General features: G+C 72.1%; 15 protein-coding genes. 8 read left to right on the top strand and 7 right to left on the bottom strand.

The window, feature by feature from the left end:
* The first annotated feature begins 58 nt into the window (after window positions 1–58).
* Both AB0F72_RS13815 and AB0F72_RS13810 read left to right on the top strand, forming a co-directional pair.
* Window positions 59–1,057 carry a LacI family DNA-binding transcriptional regulator gene (locus tag AB0F72_RS13815; protein ID WP_360430104.1) on the top strand — a complete coding sequence of 333 codons (999 nt, stop codon included), beginning with the start codon at window positions 59–61 and terminating at the stop codon, window positions 1,055–1,057.
* A 152-nt stretch (window positions 1,058–1,209) separates the two neighbouring features.
* Window positions 1,210–1,719, top strand: coding sequence for a hypothetical protein (locus AB0F72_RS13810; RefSeq protein ID WP_360430102.1), 510 nt, complete (start codon window positions 1,210–1,212; stop codon window positions 1,717–1,719).
* A gap of 312 nt (window positions 1,720–2,031) precedes the next feature.
* Here AB0F72_RS13810 and AB0F72_RS13805 read toward each other — a convergent pair whose 3' ends face one another.
* Window positions 2,032–2,940 carry a formylglycine-generating enzyme family protein gene (locus AB0F72_RS13805; RefSeq protein WP_360430343.1) on the bottom strand — a complete coding sequence of 303 codons (909 nt, stop codon included), beginning with the start codon at window positions 2,938–2,940 and terminating at the stop codon, window positions 2,032–2,034.
* 47 nt (window positions 2,941–2,987) lie between these two features.
* A complete protein-coding gene (locus AB0F72_RS13800; protein ID WP_360430100.1) occupies window positions 2,988–4,490 on the bottom strand; it encodes an arylsulfatase in 1,503 nt (500 codons plus the stop codon).
* Between the two features lie 158 nt (window positions 4,491–4,648).
* Here AB0F72_RS13800 and AB0F72_RS13795 point away from each other — a divergent pair, with 158 nt between their 5' ends.
* Window positions 4,649–5,584: an HAD family hydrolase gene (locus tag AB0F72_RS13795; RefSeq protein WP_360430098.1), complete on the top strand. Its 936-nt coding sequence runs from the start codon at window positions 4,649–4,651 to the stop codon at window positions 5,582–5,584.
* 77 nt (window positions 5,585–5,661) lie between these two features.
* Here AB0F72_RS13795 and AB0F72_RS13790 read toward each other — a convergent pair whose 3' ends face one another.
* Window positions 5,662–6,501 (bottom strand): helix-turn-helix transcriptional regulator, encoded by an 840-nt coding sequence (locus AB0F72_RS13790; protein WP_360430096.1) that lies wholly within the window; start codon window positions 6,499–6,501, stop codon window positions 5,662–5,664.
* 101 nt (window positions 6,502–6,602) lie between these two features.
* Here AB0F72_RS13790 and AB0F72_RS13785 point away from each other — a divergent pair, with 101 nt between their 5' ends.
* The 3 genes from AB0F72_RS13785 to AB0F72_RS13775 all read left to right on the top strand — a co-directional run bounded on the left by AB0F72_RS13785 (window position 6,603) and on the right by AB0F72_RS13775 (window position 9,745).
* Entirely contained in the window at window positions 6,603–7,364 is a 762-nt protein-coding gene (locus AB0F72_RS13785) for an Atu4866 domain-containing protein (protein ID WP_360430094.1), read from the top strand.
* Between the two features lie 33 nt (window positions 7,365–7,397).
* Window positions 7,398–8,780 (top strand): amidohydrolase family protein, encoded by a 1,383-nt coding sequence (locus AB0F72_RS13780; protein ID WP_360430092.1) that lies wholly within the window; start codon window positions 7,398–7,400, stop codon window positions 8,778–8,780.
* Between the two features lie 116 nt (window positions 8,781–8,896).
* On the top strand, window positions 8,897–9,745 hold the full coding sequence (locus tag AB0F72_RS13775) for a helix-turn-helix transcriptional regulator (RefSeq protein ID WP_360430090.1): 849 nt from the start codon (window positions 8,897–8,899) through the stop codon (window positions 9,743–9,745).
* Between the two features lie 31 nt (window positions 9,746–9,776).
* Here the strand turns inward: AB0F72_RS13775 and AB0F72_RS13770 are convergent, their stop codons facing one another.
* Window positions 9,777–10,616, bottom strand: coding sequence for an SDR family NAD(P)-dependent oxidoreductase (locus AB0F72_RS13770; RefSeq protein WP_360430088.1), 840 nt, complete (start codon window positions 10,614–10,616; stop codon window positions 9,777–9,779).
* 194 nt (window positions 10,617–10,810) lie between these two features.
* Complete coding sequence (locus AB0F72_RS13765; RefSeq protein ID WP_360430086.1) at window positions 10,811–10,969, bottom strand: hypothetical protein; 159 nt, start codon at window positions 10,967–10,969, stop codon at window positions 10,811–10,813.
* Between the two features lie 225 nt (window positions 10,970–11,194).
* Here AB0F72_RS13765 and AB0F72_RS13760 point away from each other — a divergent pair, with 225 nt between their 5' ends.
* Complete coding sequence (locus AB0F72_RS13760; protein ID WP_360430084.1) at window positions 11,195–18,292, top strand: amino acid adenylation domain-containing protein; 7,098 nt, start codon at window positions 11,195–11,197, stop codon at window positions 18,290–18,292.
* A 42-nt stretch (window positions 18,293–18,334) separates the two neighbouring features.
* A complete protein-coding gene (locus AB0F72_RS13755; protein WP_360430082.1) occupies window positions 18,335–19,417 on the top strand; it encodes an amidinotransferase in 1,083 nt (360 codons plus the stop codon).
* Between the two features lie 77 nt (window positions 19,418–19,494).
* Here AB0F72_RS13755 and AB0F72_RS13750 read toward each other — a convergent pair whose 3' ends face one another.
* Both AB0F72_RS13750 and AB0F72_RS13745 read right to left on the bottom strand, forming a co-directional pair.
* Complete coding sequence (locus AB0F72_RS13750; protein WP_360430080.1) at window positions 19,495–20,052, bottom strand: SigE family RNA polymerase sigma factor; 558 nt, start codon at window positions 20,050–20,052, stop codon at window positions 19,495–19,497.
* Between the two features lie 1,176 nt (window positions 20,053–21,228).
* Window positions 21,229–23,892, bottom strand: a complete 2,664-nt coding sequence (locus tag AB0F72_RS13745; RefSeq protein WP_360430078.1) for an AAA family ATPase — start codon at window positions 23,890–23,892, stop codon at window positions 21,229–21,231.
* Between the last annotated feature and the right edge of the window lie 56 nt (window positions 23,893–23,948).

Raw genomic sequence — 23,948 nt, 5'->3', positions numbered from 1 at the left:
CCCTTCAGGCCGGGAGCCGCCGGCGGCAGCCGGAGACAGCAGACGAGTGAGGACGACGGTGGCGCGCGCAACGATCCGGGACGTCGCCCGTGTGGCCGGGGTCTCCGACGCGACGGTCAGCAACACGGTGAACCGCCCGCACCTGGTGAACCCGGCGACCCAGGACCGGGTCCGGCAGGCGATGGAGACCGTCGGGTACGTGCCCAACGCCGCCGCCCGCGCGCTGCGGGTCGGCCGCACCCGGACCCTCGGCCTGGTCGTCCTCGACTTCGGCAACCCGTTCTTCGCCGAGGTCGCCGCGGGTGCCGAACAGGCCGCCGTCGAGGCCGGCGCCGAGGTCGCGCTGTTCCACACCGGCCTGGGCGAGAACACCCGCGAACAGCGACTGCTGCACCGGCTGGCCGAATGGCGCCTCGACGGGCTCGTCATCACCCCCAACGACGTGGACGATCCCGCGCTGACACTGATCGCTGAGCGCGGCACACCGGTCGTCGTGCTCGCCCGGGAGGTGCCCAGCGGCCGGCACAGCGCGGTGCGCAGCGACGACCTCCTCGGGGGGGAGATCGCCGCCCGGCACCTGCTCGACCACGGGCACCGCCGCCTGGCCTTCGCCGGCTGGCGGCGCGACGAGCGCTACGACGGCGCCGCCCGCGTCGCCGCGACGGCGGACACCACGCTGGAGTGGCTGGATACCGGCAACGCCGACATCGCCGGCGGGCGTGCGGTCGGCGCACGCCTCGCCGGGCTGCCGTCCCGGCGGCGGCCCACGGCGGTGTTCTGCGCCAACGACCTGATCGCGGCCGGCGTCATCCAGCAGCTCACCCGGTACGGGCTACGAGTCCCCGATGATCTCGCCGTGGTGGGCTTCGACGACACCGACCTCGCCAGCGCCGCGAGCGCCGTCGAGCTGACCAGCGTGCGCCAGCCCGCCGCGGAGATCGGCAGGGCCGCGGTGCAGCTCGTTCTGGACGAGGTGAAGGACAGGAATCGGAGAGGAAGGGACATGGTCTTCCAGCCGGAACTCGTCATCCGCGAATCCACCGCCGGTCGCCGCTGACGCGCTGGTGGTGGCGGTCGGCACGGCATGCTGATCGGCGCCACGAGCGAGATGAGCTGGGGCTTAGAGTTGTTGTAGCACAACATCATTCGTTGTACGGGCATGGGTGATGTGCCTCGACCGGCGGCAGCCGACTCACCGCAGGAGGATCAGTGCCCCAGGTCAGCCGGCACGAGCTGATGTTGCGTCCGCAGTACCGGCTCATCGTGGTGCGAGACATCGACGCCGACGCCGCCGAGGGGCGGTCCCGCGCGATCGAGGAAGCCGCCACGACCGTCGCGGCCGCCACCGACTACGAAGTCGTGATCGCCGCTGCCCAGGAACTGACCCTTGTACACCTTGAGGTCGAGACATGGGAGGGGCCGCCGGACACCATCGAGGACCAGGGCTGGTCGCACCCGCTTACTTTCACCATCGACCTTCCCACCGGCGAACTGCTGGCCGGTGACACGTTCGGCAAGGTCATCGACAACATCGAAGTCCCAGAAGGCCCCGGTCGGCACACCGTGAGCGTCTATCACCGCGGCCGCGACGAGGCCGCCGCTGCGGCAGTCGGGATCGCCGCAGCGCTCGGAGCCGCCGACGGCCCAGCCGCCGACGCTCTGCAGCTACAAGGGAGCGGCGTCGAACGCTACCTGTTACGCATCTGGCGCCCGGCGTGACGAAGCGAGGACCGAGGCACGGGGTGCGCATCGCGCCTCCGGTTCACCTCGCCAGCGCGTACGACTTGGCGGCGTTTCAATCCAGCACATGCCCTTGATGCGGCTTGACCGACGGAGTCGATCTCGTCGGAAATCAACTCCCTGAACGATGAGCGCGGTGCAAGTCATGGCGACCGCCATCACCGACACGCCAACATCGAGACTTGGACCGGCCTGGGTCGATGTCCAAGTTAAGACAACGGCCATACCGCCCGCAAAGAAAGCCAGCGATGAAGATCCGTGCGGTCCTAACCGGCGTCCTCGGAGGGGTGATCAGGGGCTGGCCGGTGCGACGCACCGGAAGCCGAGGTGGCTCATGCCGGTGTCGACCATGTGCGGGCGCCGCGCGGCGGGGCGGTAGCGCAGGCAGTAACTGTCCGCGCAGAGGAACGATCCGCCCTTGATCACCTTGCGCGGGATCCGGACCTGCGGCTGCGCGGGGTCGTAGCTCTGCTCCCGCTGCCCGCCCCGGGGATCGCGGGGGGCGCAGCACGGTGAGATGTCGGTCCAGCGCCGTTCGGCGTACCAGTCCCGGGTCCACTCCCAGACGTTGCCGGCCATGTCGGCCAGCCCGTATCCGTTCAGCGGGAACGAGCCGACCGGCATGGTCGTTCCGTAGCCCCGCTCGGCACGCCAGGGGAAGTCGCCGTGCCAGTAGTTCGCCCGGCGCTCGCCGGCCGGCTCGGGTTCGTCTCCCCAGGTGAAGGTGGCGGCCTCCAGGCCGCCGCGGGCCGCGTGCTCCCACTGCGCCTCGGTGGGCAGCGTGAGGCCGGCCCAGGTCGCGTACGCCTCGGCGTCCTCGTAGGCGATGTGCACCACGGGATGGTCGGCACGGCCGCGGAGATCGCTGGCCGGTCCCTCCGGGCGCCGCCAGCAGGCGCCCGGTGTCCACGCCCACCACTGGCTGAGGTGCCGCAGGTCGACGGGGCCCGGGGCGCCGACGAAGACCATCGACCCGGGCACCAGGTTCTCGGCCGGCGCGCCGGGGAAGTCGGCCGGGTCCAGCGGGCGCTCGGCGACGGTCCGGTAGCCGGTCTCCGCGACGAAGGCGGCGAAGGCGGCGTTCGTCACGGTGGTCCGGCTGATCCAGATCCCGTCGACCTCGACGGTCCGGGCCGGGGCCTCCTCCGGATAATGCTTGTCGGATCCCATCCGGAAGGCCCCGCCGGGGACCCAGATCATGTCGTCCGCCGGCGGGATCCTCGTGGACGGGGAGAGGGCTGACTCGGTCACGCGCTCCCGATGCCTTCCTGGAGTTTGGCCAGAACCTTGTCGAGGTTGAAGCTGGCGGGTTCCTGCCGCCGCGGGAACTCGGCGAAACTCTGCAGCATGTTGAACACGTACGCCTGCATCGGCACCACGATCCACGCGTGGTCGAGCACCCAGTCGTAATAGGTGTTCGAGGTGATGTCGGCGCGTTCGTACGGGTCGGTGCGCAGGTTGAAGATCTTCGGAACGCGCAGTTCGGTGAACGGCTCGGCCCACACCCGCAGCGTTCCGGTGGCCCGCTGCTCCAGGAAGACCAGCTTCCAGTTGTGGAATCGTACGGCCGTCAGGTCGCCGTCGTCGGAGACGTAGAAGAAGTGCCGGCGCGGGCTCTCCTCGGCCTCGCCGGTGAGGTAACCGGTCTGGTCGTGGCCGTCGAGGTGGACCTTGTAGCGGGTGCCGCTGAGCTCGGCGCCGGTCTTCAGCTGGTCGACGATGTCCGGCACGCCGGCGGCGGCGAGCAGGGTCGGGAACCAGTCGGTGTGGCTGACGATCCCGTTGAACACGGTGCCGGGGGCGATCCGGCCCGGCCACCGCACCACCGCGGGCACCCGGTACGCGCCCTCCCAGTTCGAGTTCTTCTCCCCGCGGAACGGGGTCATCCCGCCGTCCGGCCAGGTGTTCATGTGCGGGCCGTTGTCGGTGGAGTACACCACGATGGTGTTCTCGGCGATGCCGGTCTCGTCGAGCAGGTTCAGCAGGTCGCCGACGAGCTTGTCGTGGTCGACCATCGCGTCGTGGTACTCGGACTGCCACCGGCCGGCCTGACCACGGCTCTCCGGCTTCACGTGCGTACGGAAGTGCATGTGGGTGCTGTTGAACCACACGAAGAACGGTTCGTCGGCGGCTGCTCTGTCCCGGATGAATCCGGCCGCCGCGCTGAAGAACTCCTCGTCGACGGTCTCCATCCGCTTCTTGGTGAGCGGGCCGGTGTCCTCGATGCGCTGGGTGCCGTCCTTGTCCGCCCACGAGTGGATGACCCCGCGCGGGCCGAACCTCTTGTGGAAGTTGGGCAGTTCCTCCGGCGTGGGGTAGTCGGCGAGCTCCGGCTCCTCCTCGGCGTTGAGGTGGTACAGGTTGCCGAAGAACTCGTCGAAGCCGTGCATCGTCGGCAGGTGCTCGTCCCGGTCGCCGAGGTGGTTCTTGCCGAACTGGCCGGTCGCGTACCCGTGTGCCTTGAGCGCGGTGGCGATGGTCGGGTCCTCGGCCTGCAGGCCGACCGGCGCTCCCGGCATCCCCACCTTGGTCAGCCCGGTACGGATCGGGTTCTGCCCGCAGATGAAGGCCGCCCGCCCGGCGGTGCAGCTCTGCTCGCCGTAGTAGTCGGTGAACCGAGCGCCTTCCTCGGCGATCCGATCGATGTTCGGCGTCTGGTAGCCCATCAAGCCGTCGCTGTAACAACTCAGGTTCGAGATCCCGATGTCGTCGCCCCAGATAACCAAGATATTCGGACGCTCGGTGGGCATTCGTGGTCGCTCCTTCGCCGCTGGTTTGGTGTCCGGCACCCACCGAGTGAACGATGGCCGTCACCCCCGCCGCCTCATCCCATGCGGGTGAGTCAGCGACGGGAGGTTCACCTCCTCGGGGTGAGGCCGGACGGCGTACGGTGGCCGATGCTCGGCGGGTGACCATTGATGACAGCCGCACGGCGCAGGCACCACTCCCCAGCTGGCAGGACGGGCCCGCCCGGGCCGCGATCCTCGATTTCGTCGAACGGGTTACGGCCGAAGTGCCGGTCGAGGAGCGCGTCGCGGTCTTCGACAACGACGGGACACTGTGGTGCGAGAAGCCACTGCCGATCCAACTGGACTTCATCCTGCGGCGGTTCGTGGAGATGGCCGAGGCCGATCCCGCGCTGCGCGGCCGCCAGCCGTGGAAGGCGGCGTACGAACGCGACAGCGAGTGGCTGGGCGCCGTGCTCACCGAGCACTACGCCGGCGACGACAGCAACGTCCGGATCGTCGCCGGCGGGATCCTCGCGGCGTACGACGGCATCTCGGTGCAGGAGTTCGAAGCCCGGTCCGACGAGTTCCTCCGGAAGACCGACCATCCGACGCTGGGACGCGGATACCTCCGGTGCGCCTACCAGCCGATGGTCGAGCTGCTCGACTTCCTGACGGTCAACGGCTTCGCCAACTACATCGCCTCCGGCGGTGGCCGCGACTTCATGCGGCCGATCAGCCAGGAGGTCTACGGCATCCCGCGGGAGCGGGTCATCGGCAGCAGCGTGGCGCTGGACTACCGCGAGGACGCCGCCGGCGGCACGATCTACCACAAGGCGGAGCTCGACTACCTGGACGACGGCCCGGAGAAGCCGGTCCGGATCTGGAACCGGGTCGGCCGCCGCCCGCTGCTGGCCGCCGGGAACTCCAACGGCGACATCCCGATGCTGCATTTCAGCCAGCACGCCGGCAAGCCGTTCCTGCGGCTGCTCGTGCTGCACGACGACGCGGACCGCGAGTTCGCCTACACCAGTGGAGCGGAGAAGGCGCTGGAGGAGGCCGGCCGTCACGGGTGGACGGTGGTCAGCGTCCGCGACGACTGGTCGACCGTCTTCTGACGCTCCCGGCCGGCTGCGGCGCGGGCCGAGTGGGTGCCGGCGTCGCTGCCGCCGTGACGTTCCGCGGCCCGCCCGGGTCACCGGTCCGGCTCGCCGGCCATGGCCCGGAGCAGCACGAGCGCGTCGGCGGACGCCGAACCCGGCTCCGGATGAAGAATCACCAGCTGCTGATCGGCCATCCCACGGACGGTGAACGCCTCGCGGTGGAGTTCCAGGGCGCCGACGCCACGGTGCTGGATCTGCTCGATGCCGCCCACCGGAACGGCCGCGAGATCCGTACGCGCCCACAGCGCCCGGAACGACGCGCGGCACACGGCGAGCTCTCCCACCAGGTCCCGCACCCGCCGGTCGTGCGGCGCCTCCGCCGCGACGCGCTGCAGGTCGGCCACCGCCCGGCGCCGGGCCCGCGCCGGGTCGCGGTAGAAGGTGTCCGTCGCGGGATCCAGGAACAGCATCCGCACCATGTTGTCGTGCCGGCTGAAGCCGGAGAAGAGCGCGGCAGCGAGGGCGTTCCAGGTCAGAACATCCTGGGTACGGCCGAGAACGAACGCCGGCAGCGAACCCACCTGCTCGATCAGCCGCCGCAGGCCGGCGTGGACCGGTTCGGCAGCGCCCGCCGGGCGTCGTGGTCGCGCCCGCGGCCGGGCGTACCGGTACAACTGCGCGGTGGCCTGCTCGTCCAGCCGCAGCGCGTGCGCGACGGCGTCCAGCACGTGCGGTGCGGGCCGGGCCGCCTCGCCCCGCTCCAGCCGCGCGTAGTAGCCGGGGCTGATCCCGGCCAGCATCGCCACCTCGTCCCGGCGCAACCCGGGCACCCGCCGCCGCCCGGCCCTCGGTAGCCCGACCGCGTCCGGGGTCAGGAGTTCCCGGCGAGACCGGAGAAGCTCGCCCGCCGCACGGCCCTCGGTCGATGTCACGCCCTTGAGGTTAGGCGCCGGAGCCCGGCTTCCGCGGTGCTGAGGGTGGGTGCGTTACACCCAGGAACGCCTCGTCCTGGTTAGCCCCTGCCGGTGTCGCGATGCTCGATGCCGTAAGCCGCTCGACGCTCGAAGGGAACACCGCGATGACCAGCTACCGCCGGCACGACCCGGACCGCCGGCCCCACTGGGTCCGCACCGAGATCCTCCACCAGCCGGGCCGTCCGCTGCTGCTGACCGGCGGCACGGTGATCACCGGCAACCCGCTGATGGGTGACTGGGAGCGAGCCGATGTGCTCATCGGCGGCTCGGTCATCGTCGGCGTCGGTCCCGGCCTGCTCACCGCGGCGGGCGACGACAACATGATCGTCATCGACTGCGCGGGAACCCTGGTGCTCCCGTCCGCGCCGGACTTCACCGGCCGCGGCACCGGCGCCACGCTGACGCCCGGCGCGGACGCCGACATCGCCGTGCTGCGCCTCGACGACGCCCCGGACACTCCGCAGGGCCCGGTCCCGGCCCGGGGGAGCCACCTGGACCTGCTGATCAGCGGCGGCCGGGTCACGGTCTGGGACGGACGCCCGGTGGAGAAGGACGAGACGGCGGCACCGGACGACCTGCCCACCGACGCCGACACCCCGTACCGGGGCATGTGGGTCGACGAGAACGACTTCGTCCGGCAGGAGCTGCTGCCCGACGGCCGTTACGACGAGGCCCGCGGCGACCGCGCCAGCGCCTACCAGGGCCGCTACTGGATCACCGGTGACCGCATCGACTACCTCGACGACCTCGGCTTCTGGGCGTTCGGCACCTTCCAGGACGGCGAACTGCACCACGCCGGCTACCGCTTCACCCGCCGCTGACCAATCCACCGCGAACCGCAAAGGACCCCCGACATGTACGCCGACCACTCTCACCGCGAAGCCCAGCTCGCCCGGCTGCGGGCCACCGCCGCCCAGCCGCACCGCCGCATCCTGCTCACCGGCGCCACAGTGGTCACCATGGACGCCGCCCTCGGTGTGCTGCCGGCCGGTGACGTCCTGATCGAAGGCGACACGATCGCCGCCGTCGGCGCCGGCATCAACGCCGAGGACGCGATCGTCATCGACGTGACCGGCGCGATCCTGACACCGGGCTTCGTCGACACCCACCGCCACGCCTGGGAGGCGCAGCTGCGCCGGCTCATGCCCGACGTCGACGACCTCGCCGGGTACGTGACGAGCACCCTGATGGGATACGCGCCCGCCTACCGCCCGCACGACATGTACGTCGGCACCAGGCTGGCCGCGCTGACCGCGATCGACAGCGGCATCACCACGATGCTCGACTTCTCCCACAACTCACGGACCGCCGAACACTCCGACCAGGCGGTGCGGGCCCTGCTGGACACCGGCATCCGGGGCGTGCACGCCGCCATGGCGCCGCACTTCGGTGACTGGGACAAGCAGTGGCCGGCGGACGTGGCCCGGCTGCGCGAGCAGTACGAGAGCAAGCTGCTCACCTTCCGCCTCGCCACGCTGGCGACCGACGAGATCGCCGGCCCGGCCCTGGCGTACGGCCCGGAGCTGGCCGAGGCCGCCCGGCGGCTGGGCGTCGGCGTCAGCATCGACGCCGTCTTCGGGACGCCGTCCTCGCAGGCGATCCTGGGCTGGGAGCGGCAGGGACTGCTCGGACCGGACGTCACCCTGATCCACGCCACCGGGTTGACGGCCGACGCCTGGCGGGCGATCGGCGACACCGGCACCACCATCGCGCTGGCGCCCACGTCGGACGCCCAGATCGGCCTGGAGACCGCGATCCCCGCCGTGGACGAGGCCCTCGCCGCCGGTGTGCGGCCCGGCCTGAGCATCGACGTGGAGGTCGCGCTGGCCAGCGACATGTTCACGCAGATGCGCGCGCTGCACGCCATCCAGCGGATGCGGGCGGTCAACGCCGTCTACGGCACCGGCGCCGAGCCGCGGCGGATCAGCACGTCCGACGTGCTGGACTTCGCCACGCTGCAGGGCGCCCGCACCAACGGGCTCGGTGACGTGACCGGGTCCCTGACCCCGGGCAAACAGGCCGATCTGCTGGTCATCGGCGCTCAGGACGTCAACACCATGCCGCTCAACGACGCGGTCGGCACCGTGGTCCTCGGCGCCGACGCCCGCAACATCGACACCGTGTTCATCGCCGGTCAGGTCCGTAAGTGGGGCGGGCGGCTGCTCGACGTGGATCTGGCGGCGCTGCGCGACGAGGTGGCCGCCTCCCGCGAGCACATCCTGCGCGCCGCGGCCTGAGCAGCGCGCCGAGGAAACGATCACGAGCCGGTCCGGCCGCGCCCTCCGCACGGGGCGCCGCCGGGCCGGCTCACGTCACATGCACCCGCCGCCGGGCGCGAACTACTCTTCGGATCATGAGCCACGAGACGCCGCTGGGCGACTTCCTGCGAGCCCGCCGGGAGGCCCTCAAACCCCACGACGTCGGACTGCCCGAGTACGGGCGCCGCCGGGTCCCGGGACTGCGCCGGGAGGAGGTGGCGTTGCTGGCCGGCGTCAGCTCCGACTATTACATCCGCCTGGAGCAGGGCCGGGAGACTCGCCCGTCACCCCAGGTCGTCACCGCCGTGGCGCTGGCGCTGCGCCTGGACGCCGAAGCCACCGACCACCTGCACCGGCTGTGCCTCGACGACACGCAGCGGCCCCGGCACCATCGTGCCGACACGGTCAGCGCACAGCTCCTGCAACTGATGGACGGCTGGGCGAACACGCCCGCCTTCGTCGTCGGCCCCGCCCTCGACGTGCTGGCCGCCAACGCCATGGCGACGGCCCTGCACAGCGGCTTCACCCGGTTCGACAACCTGGCCCGGATGGTGTTCGCCGACCCGGCCGGGCGGGACTTCTACCAGGAGTGGGACCGGGCGGCGCACAGCTGTGTCGCCGAGATCAGAGCTGCTTACGGCTTCGACCCCGACTCGCCGCGGATCGCCGCGGTCGTCGAGGAGCTGTCGCGGGCCAGCGACGACTTCGCCCGGCTCTGGCGGCTGCACGAGGTCAAAGGCAAGTCGCAGGAGGGCAAACACCTGCGGCACCCGCAGGTGGGCGACCTGCACATCGCGTTCTCGGCGTTCACTGTCAACGGCGCGCCGCATCAGCAGCTCGTGGTCTACCAGGCCGAGCCGGCGAGCCCCACGGCTGTGGCGTTCGAGCGTCTGCGGGCGGCTGTGCCCGTACCCGGAAATGCCGCTGCCCCGGCACGGCCGTGACCGTACCGGGGTGGCGAAAGGCCGGCTGCCGTCAGGCAGCGTCGTCGTGCGCGGTCGCCGCGGACTTCTCCCGCCACGGCTCGACGTCGGCGCGGATCTGATCGATCTTGACCTGGAGCCGTTCCAAGGTGTCCCGGCCGAGGTAGAGGTGCTTCGGCAGCGTGTCGCCGGTGGCGACCTCCACGATCAGCGCGGCACCCTTGACCGGGTCGCCCAGCTGCGCGTGGTTGGCCTCGCCGATCCAGTCCAGCGTCACGTGCGCCGGGGTGCCGTCGTACTCGGGCAGGCGGTTCGCCGCCACCGACAGCGAGCTGGTGTCGAGGAAGTCGGTGCGGAACACGCCCGGCTCCACCACCATCGACTGGATCCCGAACGGGGCCAGCTCCACCGACAGGGCCTCGCTGACGCCGGCCACCGCGAACTTCGAGGCGCTGTAGAGGCTGACCCCGGGCTCTCCCTCGAAGCCCGACCGCGAGCCGATGTGCACCAGCTTGCCGGAGCCCTGCTTGCGCATCACCGGCAGCACGGCCCGGGTGACGTTGATCAGACCGAAGACGTTGAGGTCGAACAGCGACCGGGCCTCGGCGTCGGTGATCTCCTCCAGGGCGCCGAGCAGGCCCCGCCCGGCGTTGTTGACCAGCACGTCGATACTGCCGAACCGGTCGAGCGCGGCATCGACGGCCCGCGGGATGCCGGCGCTGTCGGTGACGTCCAGGGCCACCGGCAGAACACCCGGGGACTGCTGGAGATCCGCGGGAATCCGCCGCGGATCCCGGACGGCGACCACGACATCGTTGCCGGCCGCGAGGGCGGCACGCGCGATCTCCGCGCCGATGCCCCGGGAAGCGCCGGTGACAAACCAGGTAGCCATGTGACAAAGCCTTTCTCGTCGTTGCTGGCGGATCGTCTTGCTGGCGGATCGTCTTGCTGGCGGATCGTCTTGCTGGCGGATCGTCTTGCTGGCGGATCGTTGCCGCTGACGAGAACCAGCCTGCTTCGTGGCGGGCCGCCGAGGTAGGACGCGGTTTTCCTGGGAGTCACGCACCCAGGCTGACGAGCTGCCCGTCATCTCCGGAACGCTGACGTTCGCGCGGGGAGCCTGTCGGCCGCGACCGCGGCGGGCAGGCCGACCAGTAGCGCCGGCAGCCAGACCGCGGCGGCCAGGAGGCTCACCTGCTCCGCGCTCGCGTCAAGCATGGTGACGGCCACCATGGGCAGAGCCACCGCGGCGATGCTCAGCCCCACCGGTCGGAATCGGCGGCGTGCCCGCGGGCTCCAGAGGGTCGCATCGGGCCGGGGGTTGCACCGGCCCCGAAGTGTTCCATCAATGATCACGAACACCGGGATCGGCGAGTCCAAAGTGCACGATCACGCCATCGACGGGATGACGGGTGTTCATCGGCGGCCTCCATAGTTCCTGCCGCACCGTCGCCTACCGAGACCCGGTTCATGTCTGCACCCGAGATCGCCGCTGCCGTACCCGGCGCGCCGAGCACCCTGCTGTCCTCACTCGTTCACCACGTCACCGTCCGTCCCGGCCATCCCGCGGTCGTCGACGGTGACGACGTCCTGACCTACGCCGAGCTGTACGCCCGGGCCCGCACCCTGGCCGCACAGCTGCGAGACAACGGCATCGGCCGCGGCGACGTGGTCGGCCTGGCCGCCGAACGCGGCGCCGGAACCGTGCTCGCCATGCTGGGCATCCTGCTCGCCGACGCTGCCTTCGTCCCGCTCGACCCGGCCGATCCGGCCGACCGGCTGCGCCGGACCGCCGACGGCACGGGCGTCACCACCGTGGTGGTGGCCGCCGGCCGGGAGGCGCCGTTCGCCGCTGTCGGGCTGACCTGCCTGCCGCCGCCGGCCACGGGCGCCGGCTCGGCGGTCGCGCCGCCGGCGACGGCGACCGGCCGGGACACCGCCTACGTCATCCACACGTCGGGCACCTCCGGCCGGCCCAAGGGCGTAGCGGTGTCCCGCGACTCCCTGCGTCACTTCTGCCGGGTCGACGCGGCGGGCTACCGGTACACCCCGGACGACCGGGTCCTGCAGTTCGTCTCGATCGCCTTCGACGCGAGCATCGAGGAGATCCTGCCCCCGCTGACCGCCGGCGCCACGGTGGTGATCCGCGACGACGCCATGATCTCCTCGGTGGCCGGGTTCCTGGAGCGGTGCGCCGCTCTGCGGCTCACCGTGCTGCACCTGCCCACCGCGTACTGGCACGAGATGGTGGACGCGCTGGCGAGCGACGCGATCGCGCTGCCACCGACGTTGCGGCTGGTCACCATGGGCGGCGAGGCCGTCCGGCCGGAGCGGGTGGCCGCGTGGCGAGCGCTGCCGCAGGCGGCCCGGATCCGCGTCGTCAACGCCTACGGGCCGACGGAGACGACGATCGTCTGCACCTGGGACGAGCTGGCCGGACCGGACGCCGAACCGGAGGTCCCGGGACAGTCGGTGATCGGCCGGCCGCTGCCGGGCGTGCTCACCCGGATCCTCGACGCCGGCGGCGCCACGGTCGCGCCCGGTGAGGCGGGCGAGCTGTTCATCGGCGGGCCCACGGTGGCCATCGGCTACGTCGGCCAGGAGCAGCTGACCGCGGAGCGGTTCCGCACCCTCGGCGACGGCGTGCGCTATTACCGCACCGGCGACCGGGTCCGGGAGCTCGGCGACGGCCGGCTGGTCTATCTCGGCCGCATCGACCGGCAGATCAAGGTGCGGGGCTTCCGCGTCGAGCCGGCCGAGGTGGAACGCGCGCTGATCGGGCACCCGGCCGTGCGTGACGCGGTGGTGCACCACGACGACGGGCGGCAGATCCTGCTCGCGTTCCTGCTGGTCGACGACGTCACCGCGGACCTGGCCGGCGTGCGCGACCACGCCGCGGCGACACTGCCCCGGCACGCGGTGCCGACGACGCTCGTACCGGTCACGGGCTTTCCCCGTACCGGGCGCGACAAGATCGACATCGCGGCGCTGACCGCGCTCGCGGCGCCGCGAGCCGCCTCCGCCACCGGTTATGCCTCACCGGCCGAGGAGGCGGTGGCCGAGATCGTCGCCGGGATCCTCGGGCACCGTCCCGGCCCGGACGACGTGCTGCCCGATCTCGGGTTGCACTCGCTGGCCGCGGTCCAGGTCCTGACCCGGATACAGCGCCGGTTCGGCGCCCTCGTCACCCTCGCCGACCTGTACGCGCATCCCACTGTCGCCGGCCTGTCCGGCCTGGTATCCGCCGGCCCGCAGCGGGCGCCGCACGACGCCGGACCGGCGCCGGAACCGGCCGGGCCGCCGGCCCTGACCGACTTCCAGCGCGACGCGTGGCTCGGCGAGCAGCTTCTGCCCGGCACCGCGATGAACACTCTCGGCATCCGGTACCGGATCAGCGGGGCTACCGGCTCGGACGCGATCGTGGCGGCCGTGCGGCGGCTGCCGGACCGGCACGACGCCCTGCGCGCGGTGATCCGCGAGGGCGACACCGGGCCGGTGCTGGTCGTCGGGGACACCCCCACCGTGCCGGTCGAGGTACGGGACCTGACCGCGCTCACCGTCCCGGACCGGGAGGCGGAGGCTCAGCGGTTGCGTGCCGAGCGGGGCCGCACCGTCTTCGACCTGTCCCGCGGGCCGGTGCTGGCGGCCACCGTGCTGGGGCTGGGCGCCGGGGAGTGGGAACTCGTGCTGGCCGTTCACCACGCCGTCTTCGACGGCTGGTCGGCGGCGGTGGTGGCCGACGACCTCGCCGCGCTGCTCGCCGGGGAGGACCCGCCGGTTCCGGCGAGCTACACCGGGCATCTGCACGCCGAGCAGATCCTGGCACAGTCCGCCGAACGCGACCGGCTGCGCGCGCATTGGGCCGAGCGGCTCGGTGGCCTGGACACCGGCGTGGAGCTGCCCGCCGACCGGGCGCGGCCGGCGATGCGGTCCTTCGCGGGCGTCAAACTGGCCCGGCCGCTGCCGGCCGAGTTGCTCACCGGCGTGCGGGAGCTGGCGGCCGAGGCGGCGAGCACCCCGTACGCGGTGGTGCTGGCCGCCGTGCAGACCCTGATCCGGCGGCAGACCGGGCACAGCGACATCACCGTGCTCACCCCGGTGGCGCACCGCACCGACCCGGAGCGGGAGTCGACCGTCGGCGCCTTCATCACGGTCCTGCCGATGCGCACGGATCTGTCGGGAGAGCCATCCTTCCGCACGGTGCTCCAGCGCGCGACCGTGGCCGCTCGCGAGGCGCTGAGCCACGACGGACTGGCCCTGACCGAGATAATCCGGGCGGCGGGGGTGTCTCCGCGCGCCGACCGCAGCCCGCTGACGCAGACCATGCTGATCGTCCAGAACACCCCGCCCGCGCGAGCCACCCGAGGGGCGGTGACGGTCGCCCACGTCGGCGACACCCACGCGGGCATGACCAAGCTGGACCTGACGATCACCGTCGACCTGGTCCGCGAGACACCCGAACTGACCGCCGAGTACGCCACGGAGCTGTTCGAGAAGATCAGCATCGAACGACTGCTCGACCAGCTGGTGCGGCTGTTGCAGGCCGCGGTGGCCGACCCGGACGCGGGGGTGGACCGGCTCGCCGTCCTGCCCGATCGGCAGCGCCGCGACCTGCTCGCGGCACCGGAACCCGGGCCGGCCCCGGAGCCGCCCGTGCACCACGCCGTCCGGGACCGGGCCGGCCTGACGCCGTCTGCTCCCGCGGTGAGGTGCGGGACCGAGACCTGGACCTACGGGCGGTTGGACGACGCGGCTGCCCGGATCGCGTCGGCGCTGACGGCGGCCGGCGTCGGCGCCGGCGACCGGGTCGGTATCTGCCTGCCCCGCGGGCCGCTGGTGATCGCGGCCGTCCTCGGCGTGTGGCACGCGGGCGCGGCCTTCGTGCCGCTCGACCCCGACTACCCGGCCGGCCGGCTGCGCTACATGGTCGAGGACAGCGGCGCCGCCGTCGTGCTCACCGGCGCGGGGACGCCCGCCCTGCCGGCCGGCGCAGCGACACTGGATTGCACGAGCCTGCCGCCGGCGCCCGGCTCAGCGCCGTCCACCGGCGGCGGCGTCGATGACGCCCGACCGGCGTACGTGCTCTACACGTCCGGGACGACGGGGCAGCCCAAGGGCGTCGTGGTGACCCACGGCAACCTGCGGGCGGCAGCGGCGATGTGGCGCACCGCGTACGACCTGACCGGCGCCGACGTCCACCTGCAGGCGGCCAGCTTCTCCTTCGACGTGTTCGTCGGTGAGACGGTCCGGGCCCTGTCGACCGGCGCCCACCTGGTCGTCTGCCCCCGCGAGACCCTGCTGGACCCGGCCGCCCTGCACGCGCTGCTCGACGAGCAGCACGTCACGGTCGCCGAACTGGTGCCGGCCGTGCTGCGCCGGCTGATCGAGCACGCCGAGTCCACCGGCGTCACACTGCCCCGGCTGCGGCTGCTCGCCGGCGGGGCGGACCGCTGGTACGTGCACGAGTACCGGCGGGCCGGAGCGCTGCTCGGCCCGCAGGCGCGGGTGGTGAACTCCTACGGCGTCACCGAGGCGACCGTCGACAACGCCTACTTCGACGGCCCCGCCGACGACCTGCCGCCGTCGGCGCCACTGCCGATCGGACACCCGTACCCGGGCAACCGGCTGTACGTGCTCGACGAGCACGGCGAGCCCGTGCCGCACGGTGTGATCGGTGAGCTGTGGATCGGCGGGCCCGGTGTGGCCGCCGGCTACCACGGCCGTCCGGAGCTGACCGCCCAGCGGTTCCACCCCGATCCGTTCGCCGGGCATCCGCACGCCCGGATGTACCGCACCGGCGACCATGCCCGTCGCCGCTACGACGGTGTCCTGGAGTTCCTCGGCCGCAGCGACGACCAGGTGAAGATCAACGGTCACCGCATCGAGACGGGCGAGGTGGAAGCGGCCCTGACCGCGCTGCCCGGCGTACGTGCCGCCGCCGTCGCGGTGCACACCGCCCGGCTCGTCGGATATGTGGTGCCGGACGGCCACCTCGAAACCGAGCCGCTGCGGCGGCTGCTGCACGACACGTTGCCGCACTACGCCGTGCCGGCGGCGCTGGTCACGCTTCCGGCCCTGCCGGTGTCACCGAACGGCAAGCTGGACCGTGCCGCCCTGCCGCCACCGCCGGAGAGCGCCGCACCGGCGGCCGGCGGCGAGGCCGGCACCGACCTGCAACGCCGGCTCGCCACGGTGTGGGCCGCGGAGCTGGGCGTGGACGCGGTCGGTCTCGACGACGACTTCTTCGCCCTCGGCGGGGACTCGTTCACCGCCCTGCGGCTGGTCCGGGCGATCGAGCCGGTCACCGGCGTACGGGTGGCGCTGCTCGATCTCTACCGCTGTTCGACAGTGCGGCGGCTCGCCGAGCACCTCGCCGCTCCGGCCGCGGAACCGGAGCCGGACCGGCTGCTGCACCGGCTCACCCCGCACCGGCCCGCCACGACGGCGACCCTGGTGTGCGTGCCCTACTCCGGTGGCGGCGCGATCGCCTTCGAACCGCTGGCGTCGGCGCTGCCCGGCGACTGGGCGCTGTACGCGTTGCAGAGCCCGGGTCACGACTGGAGCCGCCCGGACGAGCCACTGCTGCCCGGAGCCGAGATCGTCAGCCGCTGTCTCGACGAGCTCGCCGGCATCCCGGGCCCGCTGTACGTCTACGGCCACTGCCACGGCTCGGCCATCGCCGTCGAGCTCGCCCGCCGGCTGCACGAGTCCGGTCGCGACGTCGCCGGCCTGGTGATCGGCGCCGGGTTCCCGGTGGCGCGGCTGCCCGGCAAGCTGTTCGACTGGGCGTACCGCCGGCTTCCGGTCAACCGCCTCGTCTCGGACCGGGAATACCTCGAGTTCCTGCGCGCCCGCGGCGGCTTCACCGAGGTCATCGACGAACATGAGCAAGCTCATGTGCTGCGCGCGGTACGGCACGATGTCCGCGACACCGAGGAGTACTTCACCCGTACGCTGCGCCTTGACCCGCAGCGGTTGCCGATCCCGATCCTGAGCGTGGTCGGTGAGCGCGACCGGGTCACCGAGCTGTACCAGGAACGCTTCCACGAGTGGGAGCACTTCGGCCCGGACGTGAGCCTGGCCGTGCTGCCGAAAGCCGGGCATTTCTTCCTCAAGCACCAGGCCGCCGAGCTGGCGCGGCGCATCGTGCGGTGGGCCGGCGGAACCGATCCGGCGCCGGCCGCGGCGCCGGACCCCGCACCCGCGGCGGATCCCGAGGCGCCACAGCCCAGTCTCGGACGGTTCGCCGTGGTCGCGACCGGCCAGTTCGTGTCGATGGTCGGCAGCAGCCTCAGCCAGCTGGTGCTCAGCCTGTGGGTGTACCAGCAGACCGGGCGGATCACCGACTTCGCGTTCGTCACCGCGGTCGCCCTGCTGCCCGGGATCCTCGCCGGTCCGGTCGCCGGCGCGGTCGCCGACCGCTATGACCGGCGGCTGGTGATGCTCGCCTCCGACGGCGCGGCAGGCCTCGCCACCATCGCGTTGATCGCCCTGATGAGCGGCGGCGAGCTGCGGATGTGGCATGTCTACCTGCTGTGCGCGCTGACGTCGCTGGCCACCGCCTTCCAACGGCCGGCCTATCTGGCGGCGATGGCGCAGCTGGTGCCGAAGCCGTTCCTCGGCCACGCCACCGGCATCGGCCAGCTCGGCGTCGGCGCCGGCGCCCTGTTCGCGCCGATGCTGGTGGCCGGTCTGCTCGGCCTGCTCAGCACGCCGCAGCTGCTGCTCGTGGACGCCGCGACGTTCGCTGTCGCCGCGGTCACCCTGCTGATGGTCCGGTTCCCCGACCGGCTGTTCCGCCGCCGGGAGGAGACCGTCACCCAGCAGATCCGCAACGGCTGGCGGTACGTGGCGCGGCGACCCGGCCTGACCGCCGCGTTGCGGTTCTTCGTCGTCGACCACCTCATCTACACGATCGGCTTCGCGCTGATCACCCCCATGATTCTGATCGAGCACGACGTCGCCACGCTCGGCCTGGTGCTCACCGCGGGCGGCCTCGGCGCTCTGGTCGGCGGGCTGGTGATGAGCGTGTGGGGCGGCACCCGGCGCCGCGCCACCGGAATGATCGTCTTCATGGGTGTCAGCAGCCTCGCCCTGACTGCCATCGGCCTGAGCAGCCGGCCGTGGCTGATGGTGGTCGGCATGTTCGGCCTGTCGGCCACCGAATCGCTGATCAACGGCCATTGGATCGCCCTGGTCCAGACCAAGGTCGGCCTGGAGTTGCAGGGCCGGGTGCTGGCCATCTTCATCACCGCGATGAACCTGACCATGCCGATCGGGTACGTGCTGGTCGGCCCCCTGGCCGACCGGCTGTTCCGCGACGCGCTGCAACCGGACGCCGCGCTGGCCGGCACGGCCGGCGCGCTCCTCGGCACCGGCCCCGGCCGTGGCCTGGCCCTGGTGATCGTGGTCAGCGGCCTGCTGCTGATCGGCTGGACGCTGCGTGGCTGGTACAACCCGCGGCTGCGGCTGCTCGAGGACGCGCTGCCCGACGCCGTCCCGGACGCCGAAATCCTCGGCCGTGACGACCTGCAACGGCAGGCCGACGCTCGCCTGACCGCCGTCTGACGCTTTCCCGCAACTGTTCCCATCCCTCCACAGAGGAGAACCGTGTCCGAGAACAACCTCACCACACCCGCGGTGAGCTCCTACAACGAGTGGGACCCACTCGAAGAGGTCATCGTCGGTGTGATGGACGGCGCCGCCGTACCGGAATGGGATGTGGCCGTCGAGGCCACCATGCCGGCCCGCTCCGAACAGCTGTTCCGCAACTCGGCGGGCCGGCCCTGGCCCGCCGAGCACGCCGCGGCCGCCGTCGCCGAGCTGGAGGGCTTCGCGAACACCCTCACCGGGCTCGGTGTGCGGGTGGTCCGGCCCGACGCCGTCGACCATCGGCGGCCGTTCGCCACCCCGAACTGGCGCAGCCCGGGCGGCCTGTACAGCGCGATGCCGCGCGACCTGCTGCTCGTCGTCGGCGACACCATCATCGAGGCGCCGATGGCCTGGCGGTCCCGGTATTTCGAGATCGACGCGTACCGCGGCCTGCTCACCGACTACTTCCGCCGGGGCGCCCGGTGGATCAGCGCGCCCAAGCCGCAGCTCACCGACGACATCTACGACGCCGGGTACGACACCGAGCGGCCGTACGAGTCGGGCCGGTACCTGACGACCGAGTTCGAGCCGACGTTCGACGCCGCCGACTTCATCCGCTGCGGCACCGACATCTTCGCCCAGCGCAGCCACGTCACCAACCAGCTCGGCATCGACTGGGTGGCCCGGCACATCGGCGAGGAGTACACCGTGCACGTCATCGACGTGACCGATCCGTCGCCGATGCACATCGACGCGTCGTTCATGCCACTGGCGCCCGGCAAGCTGCTGCTCAACCCGAACCGGGTGAAGTCGGCGCCGGCCATGTTCGACTCCTGGGACATCCGGTACGCCCCGGATCCGGCCCTGCCGAAAGACCATGAGCTGTACATGTCCAGTGCCTGGGTCAGCATGAACGTGTTCATGCTGGACGAGCGGCGCGTCGTGGTCGAGGCCGGCGAACAGCCGCTGATCGATCTGTTCGCCGACTGGGACATGGAACCGGTGCCGGTGCCGTTCCGCAACGTGATGCGCTTCGGCGGATGCTTCCACTGCGTCACCGCGGACGTCCGGCGGCAGGGGACCCTGCGTTCGTACTTCTGAGCCACGGGGCCGCCCGGCTGTCTCGTCGCAGCCGGGCGGCCCGCTCCCGGATCGCCCGGGGGCGGTCGCCGACCCGGTCAGTGCGCCTGCTCGCGCAGGCCGGATCGCAACGTGTCCAAGGCCCGTGACGTCTGACTCTTCACGTTGCCCACCGAGCAGCCCAGCCACGCGGCAGTGTCCTCGACCGACAGGTCGCAGAGATAGCGCAGGGCGATCATGCGCTGCCGCTTCGGCGGCAGTGCGGCCACCAGAGCGACCAGCGTCTGCCGGTCCGCGACGAGATCCGTGCCGGTGACGGCGGCGGCCCGCTCGGGCACGATCCCCACCGGCAGCTCGCGCTGCCAGGCCCGGCGCCGCTCGTCGAGCGCCGTGCGCAGGAGGATGCGGCGCACGTACGAGTCCGGCTTCTCCACGGCCGCGATGGTGGCCCAGTGCTGGAACACCTTGAGCAGCAGGGTGGCCACGAGATCGTCGGCCAGGTGCCAGTCCCGGCACAGCAGGTACGCGGTGCGCCGCCAGCCGTCCATGCGCGCCGACACGTACTCGCGATAGGCGGCATCGCTTCGCCGGGCCGCGTCGCGGCCGTCGTGCCGCTGCTGCCACTGTTGCCGCACGGGACTACCCGCGTCTGTCATGTTCACCATCAGCCACGTCGAACTTTCCGGCGCCCCGCGGTCGCGCAGCGCCGCAGGATGCCTCCCCCTGAACAGTTCTTCTTGCTGAACCAGGGTGTCGGCACGACCGTGGCCACGCATCGGTGATCTCTACCTATGGTTCTGGCGGCGTGGCAGCCCGGGTGATGTGGCCGCCCCTCGCAGCCGCTCGACTACCCCTCCGGATCGTCACCTGGCGTGCCGGCATCTCGGGCAAAGCCGGCGCTTTCCGGAAAGCCGCGGACGTGGGAGGCCCCGCAGAATGCCGCACACCCCGTAACGCTCCCTCTGGACAGTCACCGATCGTGACGCGGCATGGGCTCGATGAGCCGCCCGGACGCAGAACCGGCGATTCCTTCACTCAGCGGGCGAGCTGCGGGCGACCGGGCGCTCCGGGTGACCTGGCGAACCAGATGACCAGGCGAACCGGGCAGGCCAGGCGAACCGGGCAGGCTAGGCGAACCGGGCAGGCTAGGCGAACCGGTCGACCCGCCTCAGCGGCGACCCTCGCGACAGCGGGACGACCCGGCTGCACGACTGGACCCCACCCCGGCGACCTATCACCCCCGCAGGCCCGGATCTCGCGGGCCTGCGGAGCTCGCACCCATGGTCACGTTAAGCCAAGTGGCATTGGGGCTTGGCGAGCCGTAGCTCAGGCCTGTGATCACGCCGGGATAACCGTGTTCCGCTACGGCTCGGAAGGCCGAGCCGTAGCTCAGGCCTGTGATCACGCCGGGATAACCGTGTTCCGCTACGGCTCGGAAGGCCGAGCCGTAGCTCAGGCCTGTGATCACGCCGAGATAACCGTGTTCCGCTACGGCTCGGAAGGCCCAGCCGTAGCTCAGGCATGTGATCAAGCTGGGGTAGCCGTGCTCGGCTACGGCTCGGAAGGCCGCAATGCCACTAGCATAGTAGATCTTGGGGTCAGCGCTGGTGAGCGGCTACTTCGAGGTGATGTGGCGCCTCGCGGCCGCCCGACTTCCGGATCGTCACCTGGCGTGCCGGCATCCGGGGTAAAGCCGGCGCTTTCCGGAAAGCCGCGGACGTGGGAGGCCCCGCAGAATGCCGCACACCCCGTAACGCTCCCCGTGGACAGTCACCGATCGTGACGCGGCATGGGCTCGGCGAGGCCGCCCGGACGCAGACGCGGCGATCCCTTCACCCAGCGGGCGGTACTGCGGACGGTGTCGCGGCCTCGGCTGGGGGCTTGCGGCTGACCAGCTGCCGGCGCGAGGTGATTGCCAGCTTCGCGAAGATGGCCCGCATGTGAGCTTCCACCGTCCGCAGGCTCAGGAACAGCATCTCGGCGATCTCCCGGTTCGTCGCGCCGGAAGCGACCAGTTCCGCGACGATCGCCTCCTGCGCGGTCAGCGTCCCGGTCGCGTCCGGACGCCGGGCGCGGGGGCGCCGCCCGGTCGCTGAGTACTCCCGGCGTGCCCGCGCGGCGAACGTCGTGGCTCCGAGGCGGGCCAGGCTGGTCTCAGCGGTCGTGAGGTGGGTGCGGGCCTCGCCCTTGCGGCCCTCCCGGCGCAGCCATTCGCCGTACAGCAGGTGAGCGCGGGCCAGCAGCGCGACGCCATGGCCGCCGGACAGCTCGGCGATGGCGGCGCGGTACTGCTCGTCGGCCTCGGCTTCGCCGCTGATCAGCGCACGGCCCAGCGCGATCGAACCGCGGCCGACCGCGGTCTCGGCACGGGAGCCGCTCGCGACGAGCCGGGCGACGGCGGCTTTCGCCTGGTCCAGCCGGTCGGCGCGGACGGCGGCCTCGGCCAGCTCCAGCGGCAGCCACAGCGCGAGACCGCCGGCGGCCGGATCCGTCTCCTGGCAGGCGGACAGCGCCTCGGCGTAGCGGCCGCCCGCGTTCAGAAGCACCGCTTGGGCGTAGGCCGCGACGGCCAGCAGCCGCTCGTCACCGCGAGCCCGGGCCGACACCCGTACCGTGTTGGTCAGCCTGCGAACTTTGAGCTCGTCACCGTGCCACGCCGCCGCGATCAGGCGCAGGTGTGCCGGCGCGGGCATGCCGAGCAGGACGGCGATCCGCTCGCCCTCCGCGGCGAGCCGGTCGAGGGCGTCGAATTCACCGCGTAACAGGTGGCCGACGGCCCGGCAGGCGATGGCGTCGGGCATCCCGGCCAGGTCCCCGGCATCCCGGGCCGCTCGCAGCCGCTGCTCGGCATGCTCGACGGACTGACCCCTGTCCGAGGGATCCGGCCTGTCGCTGCTGGGCCACGACCCGTACGCGTGCCAGGGCCCCCAGCAGGCAGCGAAGCCGGACAGCGACGGGGTGTGGCCGGTCAGACGGCCGAATTTCGTCGACGGCGTGGCGACCGTGCCCGGCCGGCCCAGGCTGCTCAGCGCGGCGCGCGCGTCGCGCAGCACGACGCCCGCACCCGGCAATCCGGCCTCGGCGGCGCCGGTGGCCGCGGCGAGCAGTGCCCGTGCGCTGTCGAGATCGCGGCGCTGTTCGAAGGCGACACGTGCCCCCACCGCGGCGGCGACCAGCCGGAGCTGCTTGTCGGAAGCGTGGTGCCGTACCACGTCGACGAGCTCGGCCGCCCCGGCGAAGTCACCGGCGGCCCGGCGCGCGTCAGCGGCCTGCAACAGACGCTGATTGCGGTCGCGCACGCCGGTCGACAACCGGGCCGCATGCACCAGAAGGGCCGCCACGGCCGGATGGCCGCCACGGCCGCGCGCCGTGTCGAGGGCCGCGACGATCTCACCCGCGAGTGTGTCCAGGGGAGCTTCCTGCGCCAGCGCCCGGTGCCAGGCCCGGCGGTCCCGATCGGCGGGCCGGTCGTAGGCGGCCGCGAGAACCCGATGGGCCTCCCGCCTCTCGGACAGCGACACTGCCGCGTAGAGGCGTCGCCGTACGCCGGAGTCCGGGAAACACACCCGGTCGCGGATCGTCAGCAAGCCCCGCAGGCCGAGGCCGGCGATGTCGCCGTCGCCGAGACCGAGCAGTCCGGCCGCGCGCCGGAACACCGCCGGGTCACCGGTGGGGTCCGCCGTGGCCACGGCGATCAGCAGTCGCGACGACGGGGGCAGACCGTCCAGCGCTCGACCGAGTGACGCGGGCAGCGCGGCCGGGGCCGGTGAGCGCGGATAACCGAAACCCGCCACCCAGGCCAGGCCCGGCGGCGCCGGGTCGATCTCGTCCGACAGCAGCGCCGGCACCCCGGCGGACTCGGCGACCATGCGGTCCACGACCGCCGGATCCACGCGCACCGGCGACAGCTCATCGATCAGGTGGCGTGCCGCCTCGTCGTCGAGTCCAGCGAGCCGCAGGTGCGGTAGCGCCTGGAGAGGGCTCTGCCCGCCCGTGCCGCGGGTCGCCACGAGCAGCGCGACGGGCAGGTCGTCGAGCCTTTCGCTCAGGACGGACAGCACCGAAGCGCTCAGCTCGTCCAGCCACTGCCAGTCGTCGGCGACGCAGACCACGGGCGTGTCGCGGGCGAGATCGGCCAGCAGCGCACGCATCGCATCGGCGATCAGCGCCGGGGGATCCGCTCGCGGCGGCTCCAGCCCGGTCAACCGGCGCAGCGCTCCGGCCGAGGCGGCGGGCAGGCGGTCCAGCTCCTCGGCAACCGATTGCAGCATCAGGTGCAGCGCGGCGCCGTCCAGATGTCCTTCCACCGGGTTGCCGGAGGTGGCGAGCACCCGCATCCGCTGGCCGTGCGCCTGCACGGCTCGCTGGAGGACGGCGGTCTTGCCGATGCCGGCGCCGCCGCAGACGACCATCGCACCGCCGCGACCGCCGCGGGCGTCCGCCAGCAGCCTCCCGACGCCGGACACGACCTCGGCACGACCGTGCAGCGATGCCACGCCGGTGACGGGAGTCGATGCGCCGGCTGTCGCATCCCCGCTTGATCGCCGCAGTG

It is taken from the genome of Actinoplanes sp. NPDC023936 (assembly GCF_040639325.1).
Taxonomy (GTDB): Bacteria; Actinomycetota; Actinomycetes; order Mycobacteriales; family Micromonosporaceae; genus Actinoplanes.
The sequence above is the reverse complement of the archived record's forward strand: the minus strand, read 5'-3'. Positions and strand labels throughout refer to the sequence as shown.

Excerpts from the sequence above, each read along its gene's own strand:
- AB0F72_RS13750 (WP_360430080.1), bottom strand. The coding sequence starts at position 20,052 with ATGACAGACGCGGGTAGTCCCGTGCGGCAACAGTGGCAGCAGCGGCAC.
- AB0F72_RS13785 (WP_360430094.1), top strand. The coding sequence starts at position 6,603 with ATGCTCGATGCCGTAAGCCGCTCGACGCTCGAAGGGAACACCGCGATG.
- AB0F72_RS13780 (WP_360430092.1), top strand. The coding sequence starts at position 7,398 with ATGTACGCCGACCACTCTCACCGCGAAGCCCAGCTCGCCCGGCTGCGG.
- AB0F72_RS13760 (WP_360430084.1), top strand. The coding sequence starts at position 11,195 with ATGTCTGCACCCGAGATCGCCGCTGCCGTACCCGGCGCGCCGAGCACC.
- AB0F72_RS13805 (WP_360430343.1), bottom strand. The coding sequence starts at position 2,940 with ATGATCTGGGTCCCCGGCGGGGCCTTCCGGATGGGATCCGACAAGCAT.
- AB0F72_RS13800 (WP_360430100.1), bottom strand. The coding sequence starts at position 4,490 with ATGCCCACCGAGCGTCCGAATATCTTGGTTATCTGGGGCGACGACATC.
- AB0F72_RS13775 (WP_360430090.1), top strand. The coding sequence starts at position 8,897 with ATGAGCCACGAGACGCCGCTGGGCGACTTCCTGCGAGCCCGCCGGGAG.
- AB0F72_RS13770 (WP_360430088.1), bottom strand. The coding sequence starts at position 10,616 with ATGGCTACCTGGTTTGTCACCGGCGCTTCCCGGGGCATCGGCGCGGAG.